Origin of the sequence: Micromonospora tulbaghiae (assembly GCF_900091605.1) — a bacterium.
Taxonomy (GTDB): domain Bacteria; phylum Actinomycetota; class Actinomycetes; order Mycobacteriales; family Micromonosporaceae; genus Micromonospora; species Micromonospora tulbaghiae.
Genome location: NZ_FMCQ01000010.1, coordinates 102,005 through 118,160 on the forward strand (window position 1 = coordinate 102,005; position 16,156 = coordinate 118,160).

General features: G+C 73.1%; 20 protein-coding genes. 9 read left to right on the forward strand and 11 right to left on the reverse strand.

Annotated features, from left to right (window positions below; translation table 11 throughout):
* Positions 1-12: 12 nt before the first annotated feature.
* The 4 genes from GA0070562_RS25750 to GA0070562_RS25765 form a co-directional block, all read right to left on the reverse strand.
* A complete protein-coding gene (locus GA0070562_RS25750) occupies positions 13-522 on the reverse strand; it encodes a GNAT family N-acetyltransferase (RefSeq protein WP_225853372.1) in 510 nt (169 codons plus the stop codon).
* A complete protein-coding gene (locus tag GA0070562_RS25755; RefSeq protein WP_091426929.1) occupies positions 519-1,046 on the reverse strand; it encodes a DUF2087 domain-containing protein in 528 nt (175 codons plus the stop codon). Before GA0070562_RS25755 ends, GA0070562_RS25750 begins: the two co-directional genes overlap by 4 nt.
* 62 nt (positions 1,047-1,108) lie before the next feature.
* On the reverse strand, positions 1,109-1,663 hold the full coding sequence (locus tag GA0070562_RS25760; RefSeq protein WP_091426930.1) for an isochorismatase family protein: 555 nt from the start codon (positions 1,661-1,663) through the stop codon (positions 1,109-1,111).
* Between the two features lie 67 nt (positions 1,664-1,730).
* Positions 1,731-2,219, reverse strand: a complete 489-nt coding sequence (locus tag GA0070562_RS25765) for a GNAT family N-acetyltransferase (RefSeq protein WP_091426931.1) — start codon at positions 2,217-2,219, stop codon at positions 1,731-1,733.
* A 108-nt stretch (positions 2,220-2,327) separates the two neighbouring features.
* Here GA0070562_RS25765 and GA0070562_RS25770 point away from each other — a divergent pair, with 108 nt between their 5' ends.
* The 3 genes from GA0070562_RS25770 to GA0070562_RS25780 all read left to right on the forward strand — a co-directional run bounded on the left by GA0070562_RS25770 (position 2,328) and on the right by GA0070562_RS25780 (position 5,155).
* Positions 2,328-3,869 carry an ArnT family glycosyltransferase gene (locus GA0070562_RS25770; protein ID WP_091426932.1) on the forward strand — a complete coding sequence of 514 codons (1,542 nt, stop codon included), beginning with the start codon at positions 2,328-2,330 and terminating at the stop codon, positions 3,867-3,869.
* A gap of 13 nt (positions 3,870-3,882) precedes the next feature.
* On the forward strand, positions 3,883-4,701 hold the full coding sequence (locus GA0070562_RS25775) for a TIGR04222 domain-containing membrane protein (RefSeq protein ID WP_091426933.1): 819 nt from the start codon (positions 3,883-3,885) through the stop codon (positions 4,699-4,701).
* Positions 4,702-4,846: 145 nt separating this feature from the next.
* Positions 4,847-5,155: a hypothetical protein gene (locus GA0070562_RS25780; protein WP_091426934.1), complete on the forward strand. Its 309-nt coding sequence runs from the start codon at positions 4,847-4,849 to the stop codon at positions 5,153-5,155.
* A gap of 64 nt (positions 5,156-5,219) precedes the next feature.
* Here GA0070562_RS25780 and GA0070562_RS25785 read toward each other — a convergent pair whose 3' ends face one another.
* Both GA0070562_RS25785 and GA0070562_RS25790 read right to left on the reverse strand, forming a co-directional pair.
* Positions 5,220-6,788, reverse strand: coding sequence for an MDR family MFS transporter (locus GA0070562_RS25785; RefSeq protein WP_091426935.1), 1,569 nt, complete (start codon positions 6,786-6,788; stop codon positions 5,220-5,222).
* Between the two features lie 69 nt (positions 6,789-6,857).
* Entirely contained in the window at positions 6,858-7,475 is a 618-nt protein-coding gene (locus GA0070562_RS25790) for an acyl-CoA-like ligand-binding transcription factor (RefSeq protein ID WP_091426936.1), read from the reverse strand.
* A 327-nt stretch (positions 7,476-7,802) separates the two neighbouring features.
* Between GA0070562_RS25790 and GA0070562_RS25795 the strand changes: the two genes are divergently transcribed.
* A complete protein-coding gene (locus tag GA0070562_RS25795) occupies positions 7,803-8,339 on the forward strand; it encodes a DUF1062 domain-containing protein (RefSeq protein WP_225853373.1) in 537 nt (178 codons plus the stop codon).
* 43 nt (positions 8,340-8,382) lie between these two features.
* Here GA0070562_RS25795 and GA0070562_RS25800 read toward each other — a convergent pair whose 3' ends face one another.
* Positions 8,383-9,582 (reverse strand): macrolide family glycosyltransferase, encoded by a 1,200-nt coding sequence (locus GA0070562_RS25800; protein ID WP_372443373.1) that lies wholly within the window; start codon positions 9,580-9,582, stop codon positions 8,383-8,385.
* A 121-nt stretch (positions 9,583-9,703) separates the two neighbouring features.
* Here GA0070562_RS25800 and GA0070562_RS25805 point away from each other — a divergent pair, with 121 nt between their 5' ends.
* Positions 9,704-10,297: a TetR/AcrR family transcriptional regulator gene (locus GA0070562_RS25805; RefSeq protein ID WP_091426939.1), complete on the forward strand. Its 594-nt coding sequence runs from the start codon at positions 9,704-9,706 to the stop codon at positions 10,295-10,297.
* Here the strand turns inward: GA0070562_RS25805 and GA0070562_RS25810 are convergent.
* Positions 10,277-11,023, reverse strand: a complete 747-nt coding sequence (locus tag GA0070562_RS25810; RefSeq protein ID WP_091426940.1) for an SDR family oxidoreductase — start codon at positions 11,021-11,023, stop codon at positions 10,277-10,279. The two genes, GA0070562_RS25805 and GA0070562_RS25810, sit on opposite strands and share 21 nt — an antisense overlap.
* 467 nt (positions 11,024-11,490) lie before the next feature.
* A complete protein-coding gene (locus tag GA0070562_RS25815) occupies positions 11,491-12,384 on the reverse strand; it encodes an MBL fold metallo-hydrolase (protein WP_254663871.1) in 894 nt (297 codons plus the stop codon).
* A gap of 31 nt (positions 12,385-12,415) precedes the next feature.
* On the opposite strand from GA0070562_RS25815, the gene GA0070562_RS25820 reads away from it, so the two are divergent.
* Both GA0070562_RS25820 and GA0070562_RS25825 read left to right on the forward strand, forming a co-directional pair.
* The gene (locus GA0070562_RS25820; RefSeq protein WP_091426941.1) at positions 12,416-13,192 is read left to right on the forward strand and encodes a class I SAM-dependent methyltransferase; all 777 of its coding nucleotides are present in this window, start codon (positions 12,416-12,418) and stop codon (positions 13,190-13,192) included.
* 5 nt (positions 13,193-13,197) lie between these two features.
* Positions 13,198-13,764 carry a maleylpyruvate isomerase N-terminal domain-containing protein gene (locus GA0070562_RS25825; RefSeq protein ID WP_091426942.1) on the forward strand — a complete coding sequence of 189 codons (567 nt, stop codon included), beginning with the start codon at positions 13,198-13,200 and terminating at the stop codon, positions 13,762-13,764.
* A 6-nt stretch (positions 13,765-13,770) separates the two neighbouring features.
* Here GA0070562_RS25825 and GA0070562_RS25830 read toward each other — a convergent pair whose 3' ends face one another.
* A complete protein-coding gene (locus GA0070562_RS25830; RefSeq protein ID WP_091427085.1) occupies positions 13,771-14,241 on the reverse strand; it encodes a DnaJ family domain-containing protein in 471 nt (156 codons plus the stop codon).
* 134 nt (positions 14,242-14,375) lie between these two features.
* Here GA0070562_RS25830 and GA0070562_RS25835 point away from each other — a divergent pair, with 134 nt between their 5' ends.
* Entirely contained in the window at positions 14,376-14,780 is a 405-nt protein-coding gene (locus GA0070562_RS25835; RefSeq protein ID WP_091426943.1) for a YkvA family protein, read from the forward strand.
* On the opposite strand, the gene GA0070562_RS25840 is transcribed toward GA0070562_RS25835, so the two are convergent.
* Positions 14,775-15,317 carry a GNAT family N-acetyltransferase gene (locus tag GA0070562_RS25840; protein WP_091426944.1) on the reverse strand — a complete coding sequence of 181 codons (543 nt, stop codon included), beginning with the start codon at positions 15,315-15,317 and terminating at the stop codon, positions 14,775-14,777. The two genes, GA0070562_RS25835 and GA0070562_RS25840, sit on opposite strands and share 6 nt — an antisense overlap.
* A gap of 204 nt (positions 15,318-15,521) precedes the next feature.
* On the opposite strand from GA0070562_RS25840, the gene GA0070562_RS25845 reads away from it, so the two are divergent.
* Positions 15,522-16,151, forward strand: a complete 630-nt coding sequence (locus tag GA0070562_RS25845; RefSeq protein WP_393353601.1) for a LysE family translocator — start codon at positions 15,522-15,524, stop codon at positions 16,149-16,151.
* Positions 16,152-16,156: the final 5 nt, after the last annotated feature.

Sequence of the window (16,156 nt, forward strand, 5' to 3'; positions counted from 1 at the left end):
CCTGGTTCTGTTTTAGCGCGCCTCCGCCACGTCGTCAACTCGGCCCGCGAGCGCCTTCTCGAACCAGTGCTGCGCGTACGGACCGCTGGTGAAGGCGGGGATCTCCCGGTAGCCGTGCCGGGCGTACAGGGCACGCGCCTCGACCAGGTCGGAGCGGGTGTCCAGCCGGATCCGCGTCGCCCCGCCGCCGGCGGCGTACGCCTCGATCGCCCCTATCAGCGCCGCCCCGCCCCCGGCGCCCCGGTGCTCCGGGCGCACGTACACCCGGGTCAGCTCGGCCCAGCCCGGCTGCCACCTGAGCCCGGCGCAACCGGCGAGCCGGCCGTCGCGGCGGGCCAGCACCAGCAGCCCGGTCGGCGGGGCCAGGTCGTCGCTCGGGTCCTCGGCCAGCGCGGCGTCGACCTCACCGGGCCGCTCCGGGCGGCCGTACCAGCGGCGCACCATCTCCGCCATGTACTCGCGCAACATCAGCGTCGCGTCCGGCTCGTCCGGTCGCACGACCTGCGTGCTCCAGCCGGTCACGGCCCGGTCCGCCAGTAGACGCCCTGCTCGCGGGTGAGCAGCATGTCGTCGATCAGGTAGCGGCGCAGCGTCACGTGGTCGGCCTCGCCGCCCTCGCACCACCGGCGCAGCGCGTCGTCCACCTCCCGCTCCGGGTAGCGCCGCCCGGGTTCGAAGGTGCGTTCGGTGATGTGCTCCAGCAGCACCCGGCGGCGCCCCCGCTGCGCGGGCAGCCGGGTCAGCGCGCCGTCGCGCAGGAACGTGCGCAGGATCGCCTCGCGCGGGTTCGCGGCCGGGACCGCCGGTGCCGCCGCCCCGGCCCGGGCGAACTCCCGCAGCCGCTCGGCGTCGACCCGCAGCCCGCCCTCGTCGTCGGCGAGCACCCCGGCGTCGGTGAGACGGCGTACGGCCACTGCGGCGTCGCGGGCGGGCAGGCCGGTACCGGCCACCACGGCCGGCACGTCCCGGGCGCCGAGCACGATCGCGGCGAACACGGTCCGGCGGCGCTCGTCGGCGAGCGCCCCGGCGAGGGCATGAGCGGTCATGGCGGGCAGCCTGTCAGCAACCCGCCGGATCCGGCCAGGCGTTTTCGCGCCGCGGCCGCGGGTCAGGCCGCGAAGTCCACTTCGGCGGCGTCGACGGTGCCGGCCGTGCGCCCCGGGGCGGTCTGGAAACTCCAGTAGAGGTTGGTGTGGGCGATCACCTGCGCGGGCGGCGGCGCACCGTAGGCGGACAGATCCTCGGTGGTGTGCGCGTCGGCGACGAGCGTGGCGTCGTAGCCGCGGGTGAATGCGCCGTGCAGCGTGGAGCGGACGCACGCGTCGGTCTGCGCGCCGGTCACGACCAGCCGGCCCACCCGCGCGGCGGCGAGCACCGACTCCAGGTCGGTGTCCTCGAAGGAGTCGCCGTAGGCCTTGTGCACCAACGGCTCGTCGTCGCGGCGCGACAGCTCGGGCACGATCCGCCACTGCTCGCTGTCGGCCGGCAGGTGGTCACTGCGGTGCTGCACCCACACCACCGGAACGTCGGCGGCGCGGGCCCGGTCGACCAGGCCGGCGATGGTGGCGACGACACGGTCGCGGTCGTGGGCGCCGCTCACCACGCCGTTCTGCACGTCGATGACGAGCAGCGCGGCGCGCGGGCGGTCGGTGAGCGTGGTCATGGCGGCTCCTCGGGTGGTGAAGGTCCAGGTCAACCTAGCCCCGGCCCCCGACAGTTCCGGGCCGCGCTCACAGCCGCCGGTGCATGACGTGCAGCCCCACCCGTCCCATCGTCGGGTGCCCGAACGACTCCGGCACGGTGCCGATCACGCTGAAGCCGAGCCGCCGGTACAGCGCCACGGCCGACGTGTTGGTCTCCACCACGGCGTTGAACTGCATCGCGGCGAAACCCTGCCGCCGGGCCCAGTCCAGCGCCTCCTCGCACAGCGCCCGGCCCACACCCCGGCCGCGGGCGTCCGCCGCGACCATGAAGCTCGCGGTCGCCACGTGCGACCCCGGCCCGGGCCGGTTCGGGCCCATCTTCGCGGTGCCCCGCACCGTGCCGTCGTGGTCCACCGCGACCGAGGTACGCCCCGGCGGGCGCTCCACCCACACCTCCCGCAACGTCTCCGGCGGCCAGTCCGCGTCGTACGCGAACGTGTCGGCGGCGGTGACGACGTCGGCGAGGATCGGCCGGACCTGGTCCCAGTCGGCGTCGGTGTAGTCACGAATCAGCATCGGCGCGCACGCTAACCGCCGCCCCGGCCGTCCGGCCACCGGTTTCCGTCCACCCGGCCGAGGGCGGCGGGGCACCGGCGAACCACCGGCCGGGGCCATCATGGGCAGGTGGCCGAATCAGTCGCCGACATCGATCGGAGCGAGGCCGCCGCGCCCGGTGGCCCGCCGCCCGCCGGTCCGCGTACCGCCGTGCCCCTCGCGGTCGGCGCGATCCTCACCGCTGTGCTGCTGTCGCTCGCCGGTCGCTACGGCTATCACCGCGACGAGCTGTACTTCCTGCTGTGCGGGCGGCACCTCGACTGGGGCTATGTCGACCAGGGGCCGCTCGTGCCGGCGCTGGCGCGGCTGGCCGACACGATCGCGCCGGGCAACCTGGTGGTGCTGCGTACGCCGTCGGCGTTCATCGGCGGCGCGGCGGTGGTGCTGGTCGCCGCGATCGCCCGGCAGCTCGGCGCCGGACGCGTCGCCCAGACGGCCGCGGCGGTGCTCGCCGCCGCCTCGGGCATCGTCCTGGCCGGCGGCCACCTGCTCAGCACCACGAGCGTCGACCTGCTGGTGTGGCTGGCCGCCGCGCTCTGCGTGGCACGGATGATGCGCACCGGCGACACCCGGTGGGCGCTCGGCGCCGGGCTCGCGCTCGGCGTCGGCCTGCTCAACAAACCACTGCCCGCCCTGCTCGGCGTGGGCCTGGTCGCCGGTCTGCTGATCGCCGGGCCGCGCCGGCTGCTGCGGGACCGGTGGGTGCTCGCCGGGGCGGGCGTCGCCGTGCTGCTCGCCGTGCCGTACGCGGCGTGGCAGGCCGCGCACGGCTTGCCGCAGCTCGACGTCGCCGCGTCGATCGCCGAGGGCGACAGCTCCTACAGCGGCCGGATCGACGCGGTGGTGCTCCAGTTCCTGATCATCAGCCCGTTCGCGGTTCCGGTGTGGGTCGCCGGGCTGGTCGCGCTGCTGCGCCGGCCGTCCTGGGTGGCGTACCGGTCGCTGGCCTGGGCGTGGCTGGTGGTGGTGGCGATCGTGGTGGTGGCCGGCGGCAAGGGCTACTACGACGCGCCGCTTCTCCTGGTGCTCACCGCCGCCGGTGTGGTGCCGACCGTCGAGTGGGCGCGGCGCGGTACGGCCCGGGTCCGGCAGGCGCTGCTGGTCACCGCCGCCGTGCTGATGGCCGCGAGCAGCGCGGTGCTGCTGCTGCCCACGCTGCCGGCCGACCGGCTGCCCGGGTTCGTGGTCGCGGCCAACTACGACGCGGGCGAGACCATCGGCTGGCCCGAGTTCGCCGACTCGGTGGCCGCCGTGCACCGCGCGCTGCCCTCGGCGCAGCGCGACCGGGCGGTGGTGCTGACCGGCAACTACGGCGAGGCCGGCGCGCTGGCCCGCTACGGGCCGGACCGAGGACTGCCGCGTGCGTACTCCGGGCACAACAGCATGGCCACGTTCGGCCGACCGCCCGACGACGCCGACGTGGTGATCGTCGTCGGCTGGTCCCGCCCGGACCGGCTGCGTGCCTGGTTCACCGAGGTCACCGAGGTGGGCCGGGTCGACCAGCGGGTCGATGTCGACAACGACGAGAACGGCGAGCCGATCTTCGTCGCGCGAGGACTGCGGCGTCCGTGGTCACAGATCTGGGACACCGAGGTACGCCACGGCTCCTGAGATACTTGCCGCCATGCTCTGGGGAGTCAGCGGGCCGATCTTTCTCCTCGACTACCTCGGCGCGGTCGCCGTAGCAGTCGTGATCGCCCTGGCGGTACGCGAACTGACCGGCCGCCGTACCCGGGGTGCCACACCCGACCGGGTCGAGCTGGCGTACCTGACCGACCGGGCGCTGCTGGCCTGCCAGGTCGGGGTGGCGGCGCTGCGCCGCGCGGGCGGGGTCGACGTCGGCGAACTCGCCACCCTGCACGCGCAGGGACCGCCCCCGCCCGGCTCGCCCCCGCTGGTGCGCGCCCTGCACACCGCGCTGCGCCGCCCGCAGACCTGGGCGGCCGTGCTCGCCGACCCGGCCGTGGGCCGGGCGCTGCGCCGTACCGTCGGGCGGCTGGTCCGCGACGGGTGGCTGCTCACCCGCGCGCAGCGGCGGCGGATCGCGCTGGGCACGGTGCCGCTGTTCGCGGTCGCCGCGGCCGGGCTGACCCGGCTGGTGGACAGCGCGGTCGAGGGGCGTTCCGCCGGCGGTCCGGCCTCGGTCGCCGGGTTGCTGCTGTGCTGCCTGGCCACCGCGCTCGGCGCCTGGTGGCTGACCGAGGTGCCGGAGACCGGCGCCGCCGCCCGCCGGCTGCTGCGGCGGCTGCGCCGCGAGCACGCCGGCCTCGACCCGGAGCGCCGCCCGGTCTGGCAGGGCCGCGACACCGACACGCTGCTGACCGGGATGGCACTGTTCGGCCCCCGGCCGCTACTGGCCGTGGACCCGGCCTTCGCCGTGCAGGTCGGCGTCGACCCGGAACGCGACCGCCCGCGCCCCGACCGCAAACCCGCCCGCCGCTGACCAAACCTCTCATTTCGCGTCGATCATGAAGTTGACGGCGATCCGTGTCCGGTTTGCCCGGTACAACTTCATGATCGACGGCTCGGGCGGGCAGGCCGTCGGCGCACGCCGGTTTCCTTGTCTTGCGGGCCGGGAAGGCTCGGGCATGGCCGAGACATTCGTGAGCGAAGACCTGAAGACACTGCAGGCGATTGCGCGCGGGGCCGGCATACAGGAGGTCGACCGCCTGTCGCCGGACCAGCTGGTCGAGGCGCTGCGCCGCGCCGGGGTGACCGACGGTACGCAGGACCAGTGGCCGCCCCAGCCGATCGAGGACCCGGCGCACCTGGCCGGGCTGCCCCGCAGCTCGCTGACGCAGGGCGACGAGAGCACCGGCGGCCGGGCCGCCGAGGAGGCGATCGGCGCCATGCCCGGCGAGTCCGGCACCGAGATCAACGACCGCACCGAACGCTGACCGTACGCAGGAAGGGGCCGCCCCCGGTGCTCCCGGGGGCGGCCCCACGCTCGGTCGGACGTGGTCAGTGCATGCCGGCGGCGGCTGCTTCCTCGCGGGCCCGGCGCTCGTCACCGCTGAGCGTGTTCAGCGGCTTCTCCTTGATGAACAGCACGACGATCAGGGCGAGCAGCGCGAACGGCGCGCCGATGAGGAACATCTCCGACGTGGCGATGCCGTAGACGTCCTGCACGACCCGCAGCACCGGTTCCGGCAGGGCGGACAGGTCCGGCACCTCGGCCGACCCGCCGCCGGCCGCGATCGGGCCCAGCCGCTCGACGGTCAGCGAGGTCACCCGGTTCGCCAGGACCGCACCGAGCGCGCTGACGCCGACCGCGCCGCCCATGCTGCGGAAGAACGTCAGCACCGAGGTGGCCGCGCCGAGCTCGGCGGCCGGCACGTCGTTCTGCGCGGCCAGCACCAGGTTCTGCAGGAGCATGCCCACGCCGACACCCAGCACCGCCATGTAGACCGACAGCACCGGCACGCTCGTGGTCGCGTCGATGGTGCTCAGCAGCAGCATGCCGACGGTCATCACCGCGGCACCGGCGACCAGGAACATCTTCCAGCGGCCGTACTTGGTGATCAGCTGGCCCGCCACTGTCGAGGAGACCAGCAGGCCGAGGACCATCGGCAGGCTCATCAGGCCGGCCGCTGTCGGCGACTTGCCCAGCGAGGTCTGGAAGTACTGCGACAGGAACACGGTGCCGCCGAACATCGCCACGCCGACCAGGATGCTGGCCACCGTGGTGAGGCTGACGGTGCGGTTGCGGAAGATGCCGAGCGGGATGATCGGCTCCTCGGTGCGGGCCTCGACGAACACGGCGAGCGCGAGCAGCGCCAGGCCGCCGCCGACCAGCAGCGCGGTCCAGCCGGAGGCCCAGTCGAACTTGTTGCCGGCCAGCGACGACCAGATCAGCAGCGTGGAGACGCCCGAGGTGATCAGCAGGGCGCCGAGCCAGTCGATGCGGACCTTGCGGCGCACCACCGGCAGGTGCAGGGTCTTCTGGAGCAGCGCGATGGACAGCAGGCTGAACGGCACACCGATCAGGAAGCACCAGCGCCAGCCGAGCCAGGACGTGTCGACCAGGACGCCACCGATCAGCGGGCCGGCGATGGTCCCGACACCGAAGACGGCGCCGAAGATGCCGGCGTACCGGCCCAGCTCACGCGGCGGGATCATGGCCGCCATGACGATCGTGGCGAGCGCCGTCATGCCGCCCGCGCCGATGCCCTGGATGACCCGGCTGAGCAGCAGCACCTCGACGTTCGGGGTGAAGCCGGCGACGAGCGAACCGGCCACGAACAGGCCGAGGGACAGCTGGATGAGGAGCTTCTTGCTGTAGAGGTCGGCCATCTTGCCCCACAGCGGCACCGTCGCGGTCATCGCGAGCAGCTCGCTGGTGACGATCCAGGTGTAGACGGTCTGGCTGCCGTCGAGGTCGGCGATGATCCGGGGCAGCGCGTTCGCCACCACCGTCGAGGCGAGGATCGCCACGAACATGCCGACCATCAGGCCGGACAACGCCTGGAGGACCTCCCGGCGTGACATCCGCGTACCCGTCTCGGCGGGCGGAACAGTGGCGGTGGTCATCGAACTCCTTGTCGTGTGCACGTGCGAGTGGCCGCGCGCGAGGGCGGCGGCCGGTACGGATGGGAGGCGTCAGGTCGCGGCGTACGGATCGGGCAGGCCGGCGGAGACGGCGGCGAACGCCCCGGCGGTCAGTTCGCGCAGCGTCGTCGTGCCGGGTTGTTCGACCCACTGCATCAGGGCCGTGCGGAAGACCGCGCCGGCGACAGTGGTGACGAGCGTCGGGTGCCCGTGGCACGGGTCGAGCCCCAGCCGGGCGGCCACCGCCGCGACGATCACCTGCTCGGTCTCGGCGTTGCCGCTGATCAGACGCGGCAGCAGCGACGGGTTCGCCGCGATCACCCGCAGGCGCAGCAGCCACACCTCCCGATCGGCTTCGATGGCCTCGACCACGTCGTCGAAGGCCAGCCGCAGCGCGTCGAACGCGGACAGCTCCGGCGGGGCGGCGACGATGCGGGCGGCAAGCACCTCGCGCTCGGTCGGCTGGTCGCCGAGAAGCGCCTCGTCCTTGCTCGGGAAGTAGTTGAAGAAGGTGCGGGCCGACACGTCGGCGGCCTCGCTGATCTCCTCCACCGTCACCTGGTCCAGGCCCCGCTCGGCGACCAGGCGCAGCGCTGCGGCGCTGAGCGCGGCGCGGGTCTGCCGCTTCTTGCGGTCACGCAGGCCGGGGCGGCTCTGATCCGAGGTCATGCCACGACCCTACGAGCGATCTTGCAGGCAGTGCAAACTTTTAGTGAGTGAAAGTGATGCGGGACGCAGCGGCACCGGAAAACGGGTTGAGAGGGATTTCGGCAGTGCCGTACGGTCCCTGCACCTGTCATCGCAGCGAAGAAGGACGATCCCGCGTGACCCCTCCTGCTCTTTAGAACCTGACACGTTCCCCACGCCTGTAGCCGACGCCTGCGCCGGCTCGCCGGGCTGCCCACGCGCGCCCGGACACAGCGTCCGAGGCCGCGCGTAATCGGCCTCGCGTCAGGTCTTCAGAGATCAGGTCTCATGTCATCCCAACCTCATATCGTGCTGCCCTGGGTCGTACGCCGGACCCGCCTTCCGCTGCTGTCGCTGCGCTGCGTCACCTGCCGGGCGGAGTCGGCCACCGCCGCCCGGGGACGGTTCCGGGTCAACGCCAACGGCAAGCTGCTGGACGTGTGGCTGCTGGTGCACTGCGTGTCCTGCGACCGGACCGTCAAGCTCACCGTCCGCGAGCGGGCGACGGTCGGTTCGTTCGACCCCGTCGATCTGCACGGCCACCACCTCAACGATCCCGACCTGGTGGCTGCCACACTGCTGGACCCGGCGTTCGCCCGGCGCTGCCGCTTCACCCTGGACTGGACCGGCGCGTGGACGCTCGACGCGCCCACGGTGCCGCTCGACGGGTGGCCGGTCCAGGTGAACGTCACGTTCGACGACCCGGTGCCGGTACGCCCGGACCGGATCATCGCGCACCGGTTCGGCCTCACCCGGTCCGAGGTGCTGCGCCGGGTCAAGTGCGACATCCCGCTGAAGCGTCCGACGAGCTCCGCCTTCACCTTCACAGTGCTGGCGGAGGACTGACCGGGGCGTGGTCGCGGCGGCACCCGGCCGCCGCGACCACGCTTCACCCGCCGCTCGCGGCACGCAGCCCGGTACCACGGCGCGCCGCGGTGAGTTCGGCCTCGATCAGATCGGCGGCCCGGCCGGCGCCCCCGGCGGCGCGGGCCTGCCGCTTCAACTCGGCGCTGCGGGCCACCACGGCGGGGTCCGACGTGAAGGCGAGCAGCGTCTCGCGCAGCTCCGCGGCGGTGACGGTGGCCGAGTCGACGACCCGGGCGACGCCGAGGGCGGCCAGCTGCTCGGCGTTCGCGAACTGGTCGGCCGCCTGCGGTACGGCGATCATCGGCGTGCCGCAGTAGAGACCTTCGCTGCTGCCGCCCATGCCGGCGTGGGTGACGAAGGCGTCCGCCTGCTCCAGTACGGCCAGCTGCGGCACCCACCGATGGACCTCGACGCTGTCCGGTACGGGACCGAGTTCGGCGGGATCGACGTGCTCGCCGATCTGCAGAACGGTGTGCCAGCCGGGCAGGTCACCGAATGCGGCGACGCAGCGACGGTAGAACTCGGGCTGCCGGGTGAAGGCCGAGCCGAGCGAAACCAGCAGCACCTTTCCGGCGCGCTCCGGCCGTACCCAGGAACCCTGGTCGGAGCGGTCCCCCAGGACCGGCCCGACGAAGCTGTAGACCGACCGGTCCACCCGGTCGGCGTTCGGCTGAAGCGCCTCCGGTGGCAGAACGAGGCTGCGGACCGGCCGCCCCTGGAACGCCATGCTGTCGGTGACGGACGAACCCTCCACGGTCAGCCACGCCGTGAACCGCCGGTAGTAGTCGGCGCCGCGGGGGTCGGCCCGCATCGCCTCCACGACGGGCGCCATCTCCTGCTCGTAGCCGTCCCACGCCACGAACGTGGAGGAGAGCTGGACGGCCGGGATCCCCCACTGCTCGCCGAGCAGCCGAGCCGGCGCGCCGGCGATGTCGTAGAGGAACAGATCCGGCCGGTCGTCGGCATAGGCGGCCCGCAGCTGCGGCAGCATGGCGACCGCATCGTCGAGGAAGAGCGTGAGCTGCTCGATCGGATCGTCGGTTCCGGCGCCGCCGTCGGCGGGCAGCGTCGAGGCGTACGGCTTCAGCTCCGCGCCGGTGCGCCGGATGACCTCGGCGAAGGCCGGATCGTTGGCGTACGTCACCCGGTGACCGCGCTGCACGAGGGTACGGATGATCTCCAAGCTCGGGTTGACGTGGCCGTGGAACGGGATGCTGACCATGGCGATGTGCGGCAACTGCTCTCCTGACCTTCACTGAGACGAGACGGTCCGTCTCGCTTAGAAGATCACAGCGCGGCTGCCTCGTCAAGACGGCACGTCTCGTCTCGCGTAAGCTCTTGGGGTGACCCCGCAGCCCGCCCGCCGCAACGAGCAGTCCCGCCGCGCGATCCTCGCCGCCGCCCTGGAACTGCTGACCGAGACCGGCTACCCGGCCCTGACCGTCGAGGCGATCGCCGCCCGCGCCGGAGTCGGCAAGCAGACCATCTACCGCTGGTGGCGCGGCAAGGGCGCGGTCATCCTGGACGCGCTCGCCGACGACATGCCGGAGGTCATCGCCCTGCCCGACACCGGCGACCTGCGCGCAGATCTGCGCCAGGTTCTCCGGGCCACCGTCGCCGAGTTCGCCGATCCCCGACTGTCGGCGACCACCCGGGCCATCACCATCGAGACACTCGCCGACGAGGACCTGGCCGGCCAGGCGCGCGACCGGCTGCTCCGCCCCCAGCTGAACGCGGTTCGCGTACGCCTGGAGGCCGCCCGCGAGGCCGGTCAGGTCCGCCCCGACGCGGCGCTGGACCAGGTGGTGGAACTGCTGTTCGGCCCGCTCTACCACCGCTGGCTGCTGCGCAACGGCCCGCTGACCGACGACTACGCCGACGGCATAGTCGACCTGGTCGTCGCCGCCGTCAGCCCGTCAACGAGCGCCCGCGGCTAGCCAGTCGTCGAAGCTGGTCGGCGCGATGCGCGCGCCGTCGCCCGGCAGCAGCACGTTGCCCGACATCGACGTGCCGAACACGCCCGACCACGTCGGAACCAGCCGGACCCGGCGACCGCGCGCCTCGTTGGTGCGCCGGGCCATGTCGACGAGATCCTCCGTCGCGGGTCCGGCGATGTCGACGTGATGCCCCTGTGGTTCGCCGACGGCGACCTCGGCGAGGATGTCGGCGACGTCCCGGGGCGCAATCGGCTGCACCAGCAGCGGCGCGACAGTGGCGACGCCGTCGCGCTCGGTCCAACCGGTGACCATGGCGGCGAAGTCGTGGAACTGGGTGGCCGGCACGATCGTCCACGGCACCGGTCCGCCTGCCACCAGTCGCTCCTGCTCCCGCTTGCCCGCGTAGTGGGCATTGTCGTCGACCCGGTGGATGCCGACGATCGACAGCAGCACGTGGTGCCGCACGCCGGCGCGCTGCTCGGCCTCCAGCAGGTTGCGGGTCAGGGCGCCGAGGTACGCCACCGTCTCGGAACGCTCCGCTGCCGCCACGTTTGTCGTGTCGATGACCGCCTCGACGCCGGCGAGGGCCTCGTCCAGCCCGTCGCCCGTCATCAGATCCACGCCCAGCGAGCGGCTGACGCGTACGACGTCGTGCCCCTGCCGCTTCAGCGCGTCCGCGGTCAGCGCCCCGATTCGGCCCGTCGCGCCCGCAATCGCGATCCGCATTGCCACCCTCCCCTCGGATGCGACCGCCTCACCGTAGTCCGCAGGGCGGGCCGAGGCGTGGTCCCTCGCCGCCACGTCGCCACGCGCACATAACTGTCATTATGATGTGGTGGCGATTTGACCTGGTTTGCCGGTATGAATTGGTGGAATGTTGTTACCGGTAATCCGTTAATTGGAAACGGCGGCGTCGCTTGACCCTGACACCGTGGCAAGGTCTTCACTGGGACGCAGGAGGTGGTCCCTGTCGCCGAGGACGCCCGCCGCATCTTCCACGTGGAGAGCCTGCGCTCGCTGGGACTGTCGCTACAGCAGATCCGGCGTGCCCTGGGCGCGCCGTGCTGGAACGGTTGGCGAAGGACGACGACAGGACGGTAGCCCTCATCGCCTCGGCGCTCGCGCCGTAGCCGGCCGGGCGACGTGACCTGATGGGTACGCAGGCGCCCGTCGTCGTGCGGCGGGTCGGCGGCCTAGCGAACGAACGGTCTGATGACCTCGAAGGCGTCCTGGAACCGCACCGGGATGCCGCTCTCCGCACTCTTGCGGCGGAGGAACTCCGTCGTCGTGGCGAACTTGTCGAGAAGGGCGGGCAGCGGCCGCAACGTCCGGTCCAGCGCGACGAAGAAGTTGTCCCAGTGGATCGGCACGACGATGCGGGGCCGGGTCGCCTCCACCACGTGCCGCCAGTAGTCGTCCTGGAACCGATGTGACTGCGCGCCCAGGGCGCCGACACCGAGGTAGAGGACGTCGACATCGATTCCGTCGAACTGGTTCGGCACGACGTTGGCGCTCGGGTGGATGAGCATCGCGCCGCTGGGGTGGGTGACGAGGAACGAGAAGCACCCGCCGTCGCGGTAGCTGCTCGCCCTGGCCGGCGGCACGAACGGCTCCTCGATCACGCCCGGGAACCTGTTGCCGGGGCTGTGCACACCGCCGAGCGGACGCACTGTGAACGCGCCGACTGTGTGCGCGTCTCCGTCCGCGATACGCGTCATCGCCTGCTCGGCGAGGCCCGAGCCGCGCCCCACGTTCAGGGTCGACTCGGAACCGAACAGCCTGCCTCCGAGGTGCTTGACGACCTCGGGGGCATCCATGGCGTGGTCGTAGTGGGAATGGGCGACGAACAGCGCGTCGAGACGGGTCACCCCGGCCCGGGAGAGGGCGCTGGTGATCCGCCCTCGGTCCGGTGCGACGCGGCCCAGCGCGACGCGAAGGAGAGAGGGCCGGGAGAAGAAGCCGTCGATCAGGATCCCCGAGATCCCGTCCGACACGTGGAGGGACGACGTTCCGAAGAAGGTCGCTTCGACAGGTGCTGCGGCGGCCATGCGCGAATGGTAGTGAGGCGGGCCGACGTCGAGGGCCACGACGATCGCGGGCCGTCGATAGGGTGACCGGATGGACGAAGACGCACGACGTCGGCACTCCTCGTCGTTCGGCGCGGCAGCGACCGCGTACGCCGAACACCGACCGGACTACGCGCGGGCCGCCCTGCGGTGGGCGCTCGAACCCGCACCCGGCGCGCGGGTGCTCGACCTCGGCGCGGGCACCGGCAAGCTCACCGCCACGCTGGCCGAGGTGAGCGGCGACGTGACTGCCGTCGAGCCGGACCCGGAGATGCTCGCCGAACTCCGCCGCACAGTGCCGGACGTCCGTGCGCTGTCCGGCAGCGCCGAGGCGATCCCCCTGCCGGGCGCCTCCGTGGACGCCGTGGTCGCCGGCAACGCCATGCACTGGTTCGACATGGCCGTCGCCGGGCCGGAGATCGCCCGCGTCCTCGCACCCGGCGGTGTCCTTGCCGGACTGTGGAACGTCGTGGACGACCGGGTCGACTGGGTGGCAGGGCTCGCGGCGGTCAGCGGAAGCGCCGCCATCGGCCCCCGCGACACGCCCGCGAGCTGGCGCGTCGCCACAGCGACGATGCACCTGCCGACGACCGGCGAGGCCCGGTTCGGCTCGCCCGAGCAGGCGGAGTTCCCGCACGGGCAGCGCCGTACCGCCGATTCGCTGGTGGCGACGCTCGCCACCAGGGCCGGGATGCTGGTCATGCCGGAACAGGAGCGCACGGAGACCCTCGACCGCATCCGCGCGTACCTGGCCAGCCGGCCGGAGACGGCCGACGGGGAGTTCACGCTTCCGATGCTGACGTGCGTGCTGCGCGTACGCCGGCTGTGAGGACGATGAGCGGCGCGGACGTCCGGTCCGCCGCCGCCGCGATGACCGCCGTGCTGCGGCCCGCCACCGACCGGAACTGGACGGTACGTGCCGGAGACCTGGACTGGTCCTGCTGGACCACCGCCGCGCACATCGCGCACGACCTAGTCGCGTACGCCGGTCAGGTCTCCGGTCGGCCCGGCGGCGGCTATCTGCCGTTCGACCTGCGGGTACGCGCCGACGCCGCGCCCGCCGAGGTGCTCACCGTCGCGGCGGCCGCGGCCGGGATGCTCGCCGCCACCATCGACGCCGCGAGCCCGGACGACCGGGCGTGGCACTTCGGCCCGTGCGATCCGGGCGGGTTCGCCGCGATGGGCGTGGCCGAGATCCTGCTGCACACCCACGACCTGGCCCGCGGGCTCGGCCTGGACTGGTCGCCACCCGCCGGGCTGTGTGCCGGGGTGGTGCACCGGCTGTTCCCCGACGCACCGGACGGCGAGCCGGCGCCGGTGCTGCTGTGGCTGACCGGCCGCGCACCGCTCGGCGACCGGCCGCGGCGTACCGCGTGGACCTGGCAGGCGGCGCTTCGCTGAGCGCTCTCAGCGGCGCCACCAGCGCCAGCGGCGGCGCGGGCGGGTCGGGTCCGCGCGGGGCGGCTCCGGTGCCGTGACGGCCGGCGCGCCGCCGTCCCGATCGGCGCGCCAGCGGCGCACCGCCTCCTCGACGTTCACCGGACGGACCACCACGCGTGGCCCGGTCGGGGTACGCAGCCAGGCCACCACCTCGGTGTTGAGCGCCGCCACGTACGACCGGACAGCCTCCTCGGTGGGCAGGTCGCGCAGCTCGGCCGGAAGCTGTTCGATGCGGCGGCGCAACTGGAGCGGCGTGGGCAGCAGCAGGTCGGACGGGATCTGCTCGCGCTCCATGAAGCTGCGGATCCACCAGCCCTCGTCGTAGGGCATGTCGCGCCCCGGGATGGGCTTGCCGGCACCCGGCAGGTTGTCGAACTCGCCGCGTTCCTGGGCCGAGCGGATCTGCGCCTCGACCGCGGCCTCCCAGCCTGTCGTCACCGCCGTCACCTCCCGTACCCACGGTATCCGCCGCCGTCCGACAAGACTCAGCGTCGCGCGGGGCCGGACTGTTCCCGCGCGCCCGGGCGGGGACGCCGCGTAGCGTGCCACCGGAAACGGAAAGGGGTGACGGCGTGCGCGACTGGCTCATCGGACTCGCTGTGGCGACGGCCTGCCTGGTCGCGAGCTGGGCGGTGCTGGTGCTGCTGGCCCGGCGCCTGCCGCCGGGGATCCTGCGCGATCTGACCGCGTTCGTACCCGACTGCGTGACCGCCGTGCGACGGCTGCGCCGCGACCCGCGGGTGCCCCGCCGCGCCCGGGTCGCGATCGTGGCCGCCGGGCTCTGGGTGGCCAGCCCGATCGACCTGATCCCGGAGTTCCTGCCGGTGATCGGCCCGCTCGACGACATCGTGGTGGTGGCGCTCGCGTTGCGCTACGCCGCCCGGCAGATGCCCCGGCAGGTGCTGCTCGACGCGTGGCCGGGCGAGCCGCGGCTGCTGCTGCGCCTGATCGGCAGCACTGTCACTTCTTCGTCATGAGACCGGCCGGTGGCGGACGTGGCGGTGGCCGTCCCGGGGGAACGGCGGGCGGGCCGGCAGCACCTCGGCGAACGCGTACCCGCTCTTCTCCGCCACCCGGCAGGACGCCGGATTGTCGACCTGGTGCAGCAGCTCCAGGTGGGTCAGGCCGACGGCGGCGAACCGGGCGAACGCCCACGCGGTGACCGCCTCCACCGCCCGTGGCGCGACGCCCCGGCCCCGTGCCGGCGCGGCCGTCCAGTAGCCGACCTCGGCGGCCGGACGGCCCGGGCGAACGTCCTTGAGCACCACGCAGGCCACCACCTGCTCCCCCTCCAGCACCGCGAACATGAACCGGTGCCCGGCGGCCCAGCCCTGGTGGCTGCGGCGCAGGAACACCTGCGCCTGCGCCGGGCCGGTCACCGGATGGCTGGTCCAGGCGCGCAGCACCGGATCCCGGTACGCCTCGATCAGCGCGTCGGCGTCACCGTCGCGCCACGGACGCAGCAGCAGCGCGGGCGCGGTCGGGGTGGCCGGCGCGGACAGCACGATCGACATGCCGCAAGTATCACCGCCGCAACACCGGCACCACCGCCCCCTGCCCGGGCGATCATGAGGTTGGCGGCGACAAATCGGACGCCAACGGCAGCCAACTCATGATCGACGCAGTGACGGTGGGAGGGGACAGTGCGGGGCGGCGGGTGGGCGTAGGGTCCGGTTAGGCGGGAGCGGGGAGGCTATGTGGTCACTGTCGGTGCAGTCATGGGAATCGGCCTGGTGGCGCTCGGTCTGGTGCTCACGCCCGGGCCGAACATGGTCTACCTGGTGTCGCGGTCGGTCACACAGGGGCGTCGGGCCGGGCTGGTGTCGCTGCTCGGCGTGGCGGCCGGCTTCCTGGTCTACCTGGCCGCCGCGGTGGCCGGCATCGCCACCGTGTTCGTGCTGGTCCCGCCGCTGTACACGGCGGTGAAGCTGGCCGGCGCGGCGTACCTGCTGTGGCTGGCCTGGCGGACGCTGCGCCCCGGTGGCACGTCGGCGTTCACCCCGACGCCGCTGCCGCCCGACCGGCCCCGGCGCCTGTTCACCATGGGCCTGGTCACCAACCTGCTCAACCCGAAGATCGCCATCCTGTACGTGTCGCTGCTGCCGCAGTTCGTCGACCCGGCGCGCGGGCACGTGGCGGTGCAGAGTCTGCTGCTCGGCCTGACCCAGATCGTCGTGGCGCTCACCGTGAACGCGCTCATCGTGTTCAGCGCCGGCTCGGTGTCGGCGTTCCTCACCCGCCGGCCGGGCTGGGCGCGCCTGCAGCGGTACGTGATGGGCACGGTGCTGGCGGCGCTCGCGGTGCGGATCGCCGCCGACCGCTCCCGCGCCGCCGTCGCCACCCCCTGACCCGG

Bases quoted from the DNA above. Each gene is read 5' to 3' on its own strand.
- GA0070562_RS25755 (WP_091426929.1), bottom strand. From the start codon at position 1,046: ATGACCGCTCATGCCCTCGCCGGGGCGCTCGCCGACGAGCGCCGCCGG.
- GA0070562_RS25760 (WP_091426930.1), bottom strand. From the start codon at position 1,663: ATGACCACGCTCACCGACCGCCCGCGCGCCGCGCTGCTCGTCATCGAC.
- GA0070562_RS25765 (WP_091426931.1), bottom strand. From the start codon at position 2,219: ATGCTGATTCGTGACTACACCGACGCCGACTGGGACCAGGTCCGGCCG.
- GA0070562_RS25775 (WP_091426933.1), top strand. From the start codon at position 3,883: ATGCTCTGGGGAGTCAGCGGGCCGATCTTTCTCCTCGACTACCTCGGC.
- GA0070562_RS25780 (WP_091426934.1), top strand. From the start codon at position 4,847: ATGGCCGAGACATTCGTGAGCGAAGACCTGAAGACACTGCAGGCGATT.
- GA0070562_RS25785 (WP_091426935.1), bottom strand. From the start codon at position 6,788: ATGACCACCGCCACTGTTCCGCCCGCCGAGACGGGTACGCGGATGTCA.
- GA0070562_RS25790 (WP_091426936.1), bottom strand. From the start codon at position 7,475: ATGACCTCGGATCAGAGCCGCCCCGGCCTGCGTGACCGCAAGAAGCGG.
- GA0070562_RS25800 (WP_372443373.1), bottom strand. From the start codon at position 9,582: ATGGTCAGCATCCCGTTCCACGGCCACGTCAACCCGAGCTTGGAGATC.
- GA0070562_RS25810 (WP_091426940.1), bottom strand. From the start codon at position 11,023: ATGCGGATCGCGATTGCGGGCGCGACGGGCCGAATCGGGGCGCTGACC.
- GA0070562_RS25820 (WP_091426941.1), top strand. From the start codon at position 12,416: ATGGACGAAGACGCACGACGTCGGCACTCCTCGTCGTTCGGCGCGGCA.
- GA0070562_RS25825 (WP_091426942.1), top strand. From the start codon at position 13,198: ATGAGCGGCGCGGACGTCCGGTCCGCCGCCGCCGCGATGACCGCCGTG.
- GA0070562_RS25840 (WP_091426944.1), bottom strand. From the start codon at position 15,317: ATGTCGATCGTGCTGTCCGCGCCGGCCACCCCGACCGCGCCCGCGCTG.
- GA0070562_RS25845 (WP_393353601.1), top strand. From the start codon at position 15,522: ATGGGAATCGGCCTGGTGGCGCTCGGTCTGGTGCTCACGCCCGGGCCG.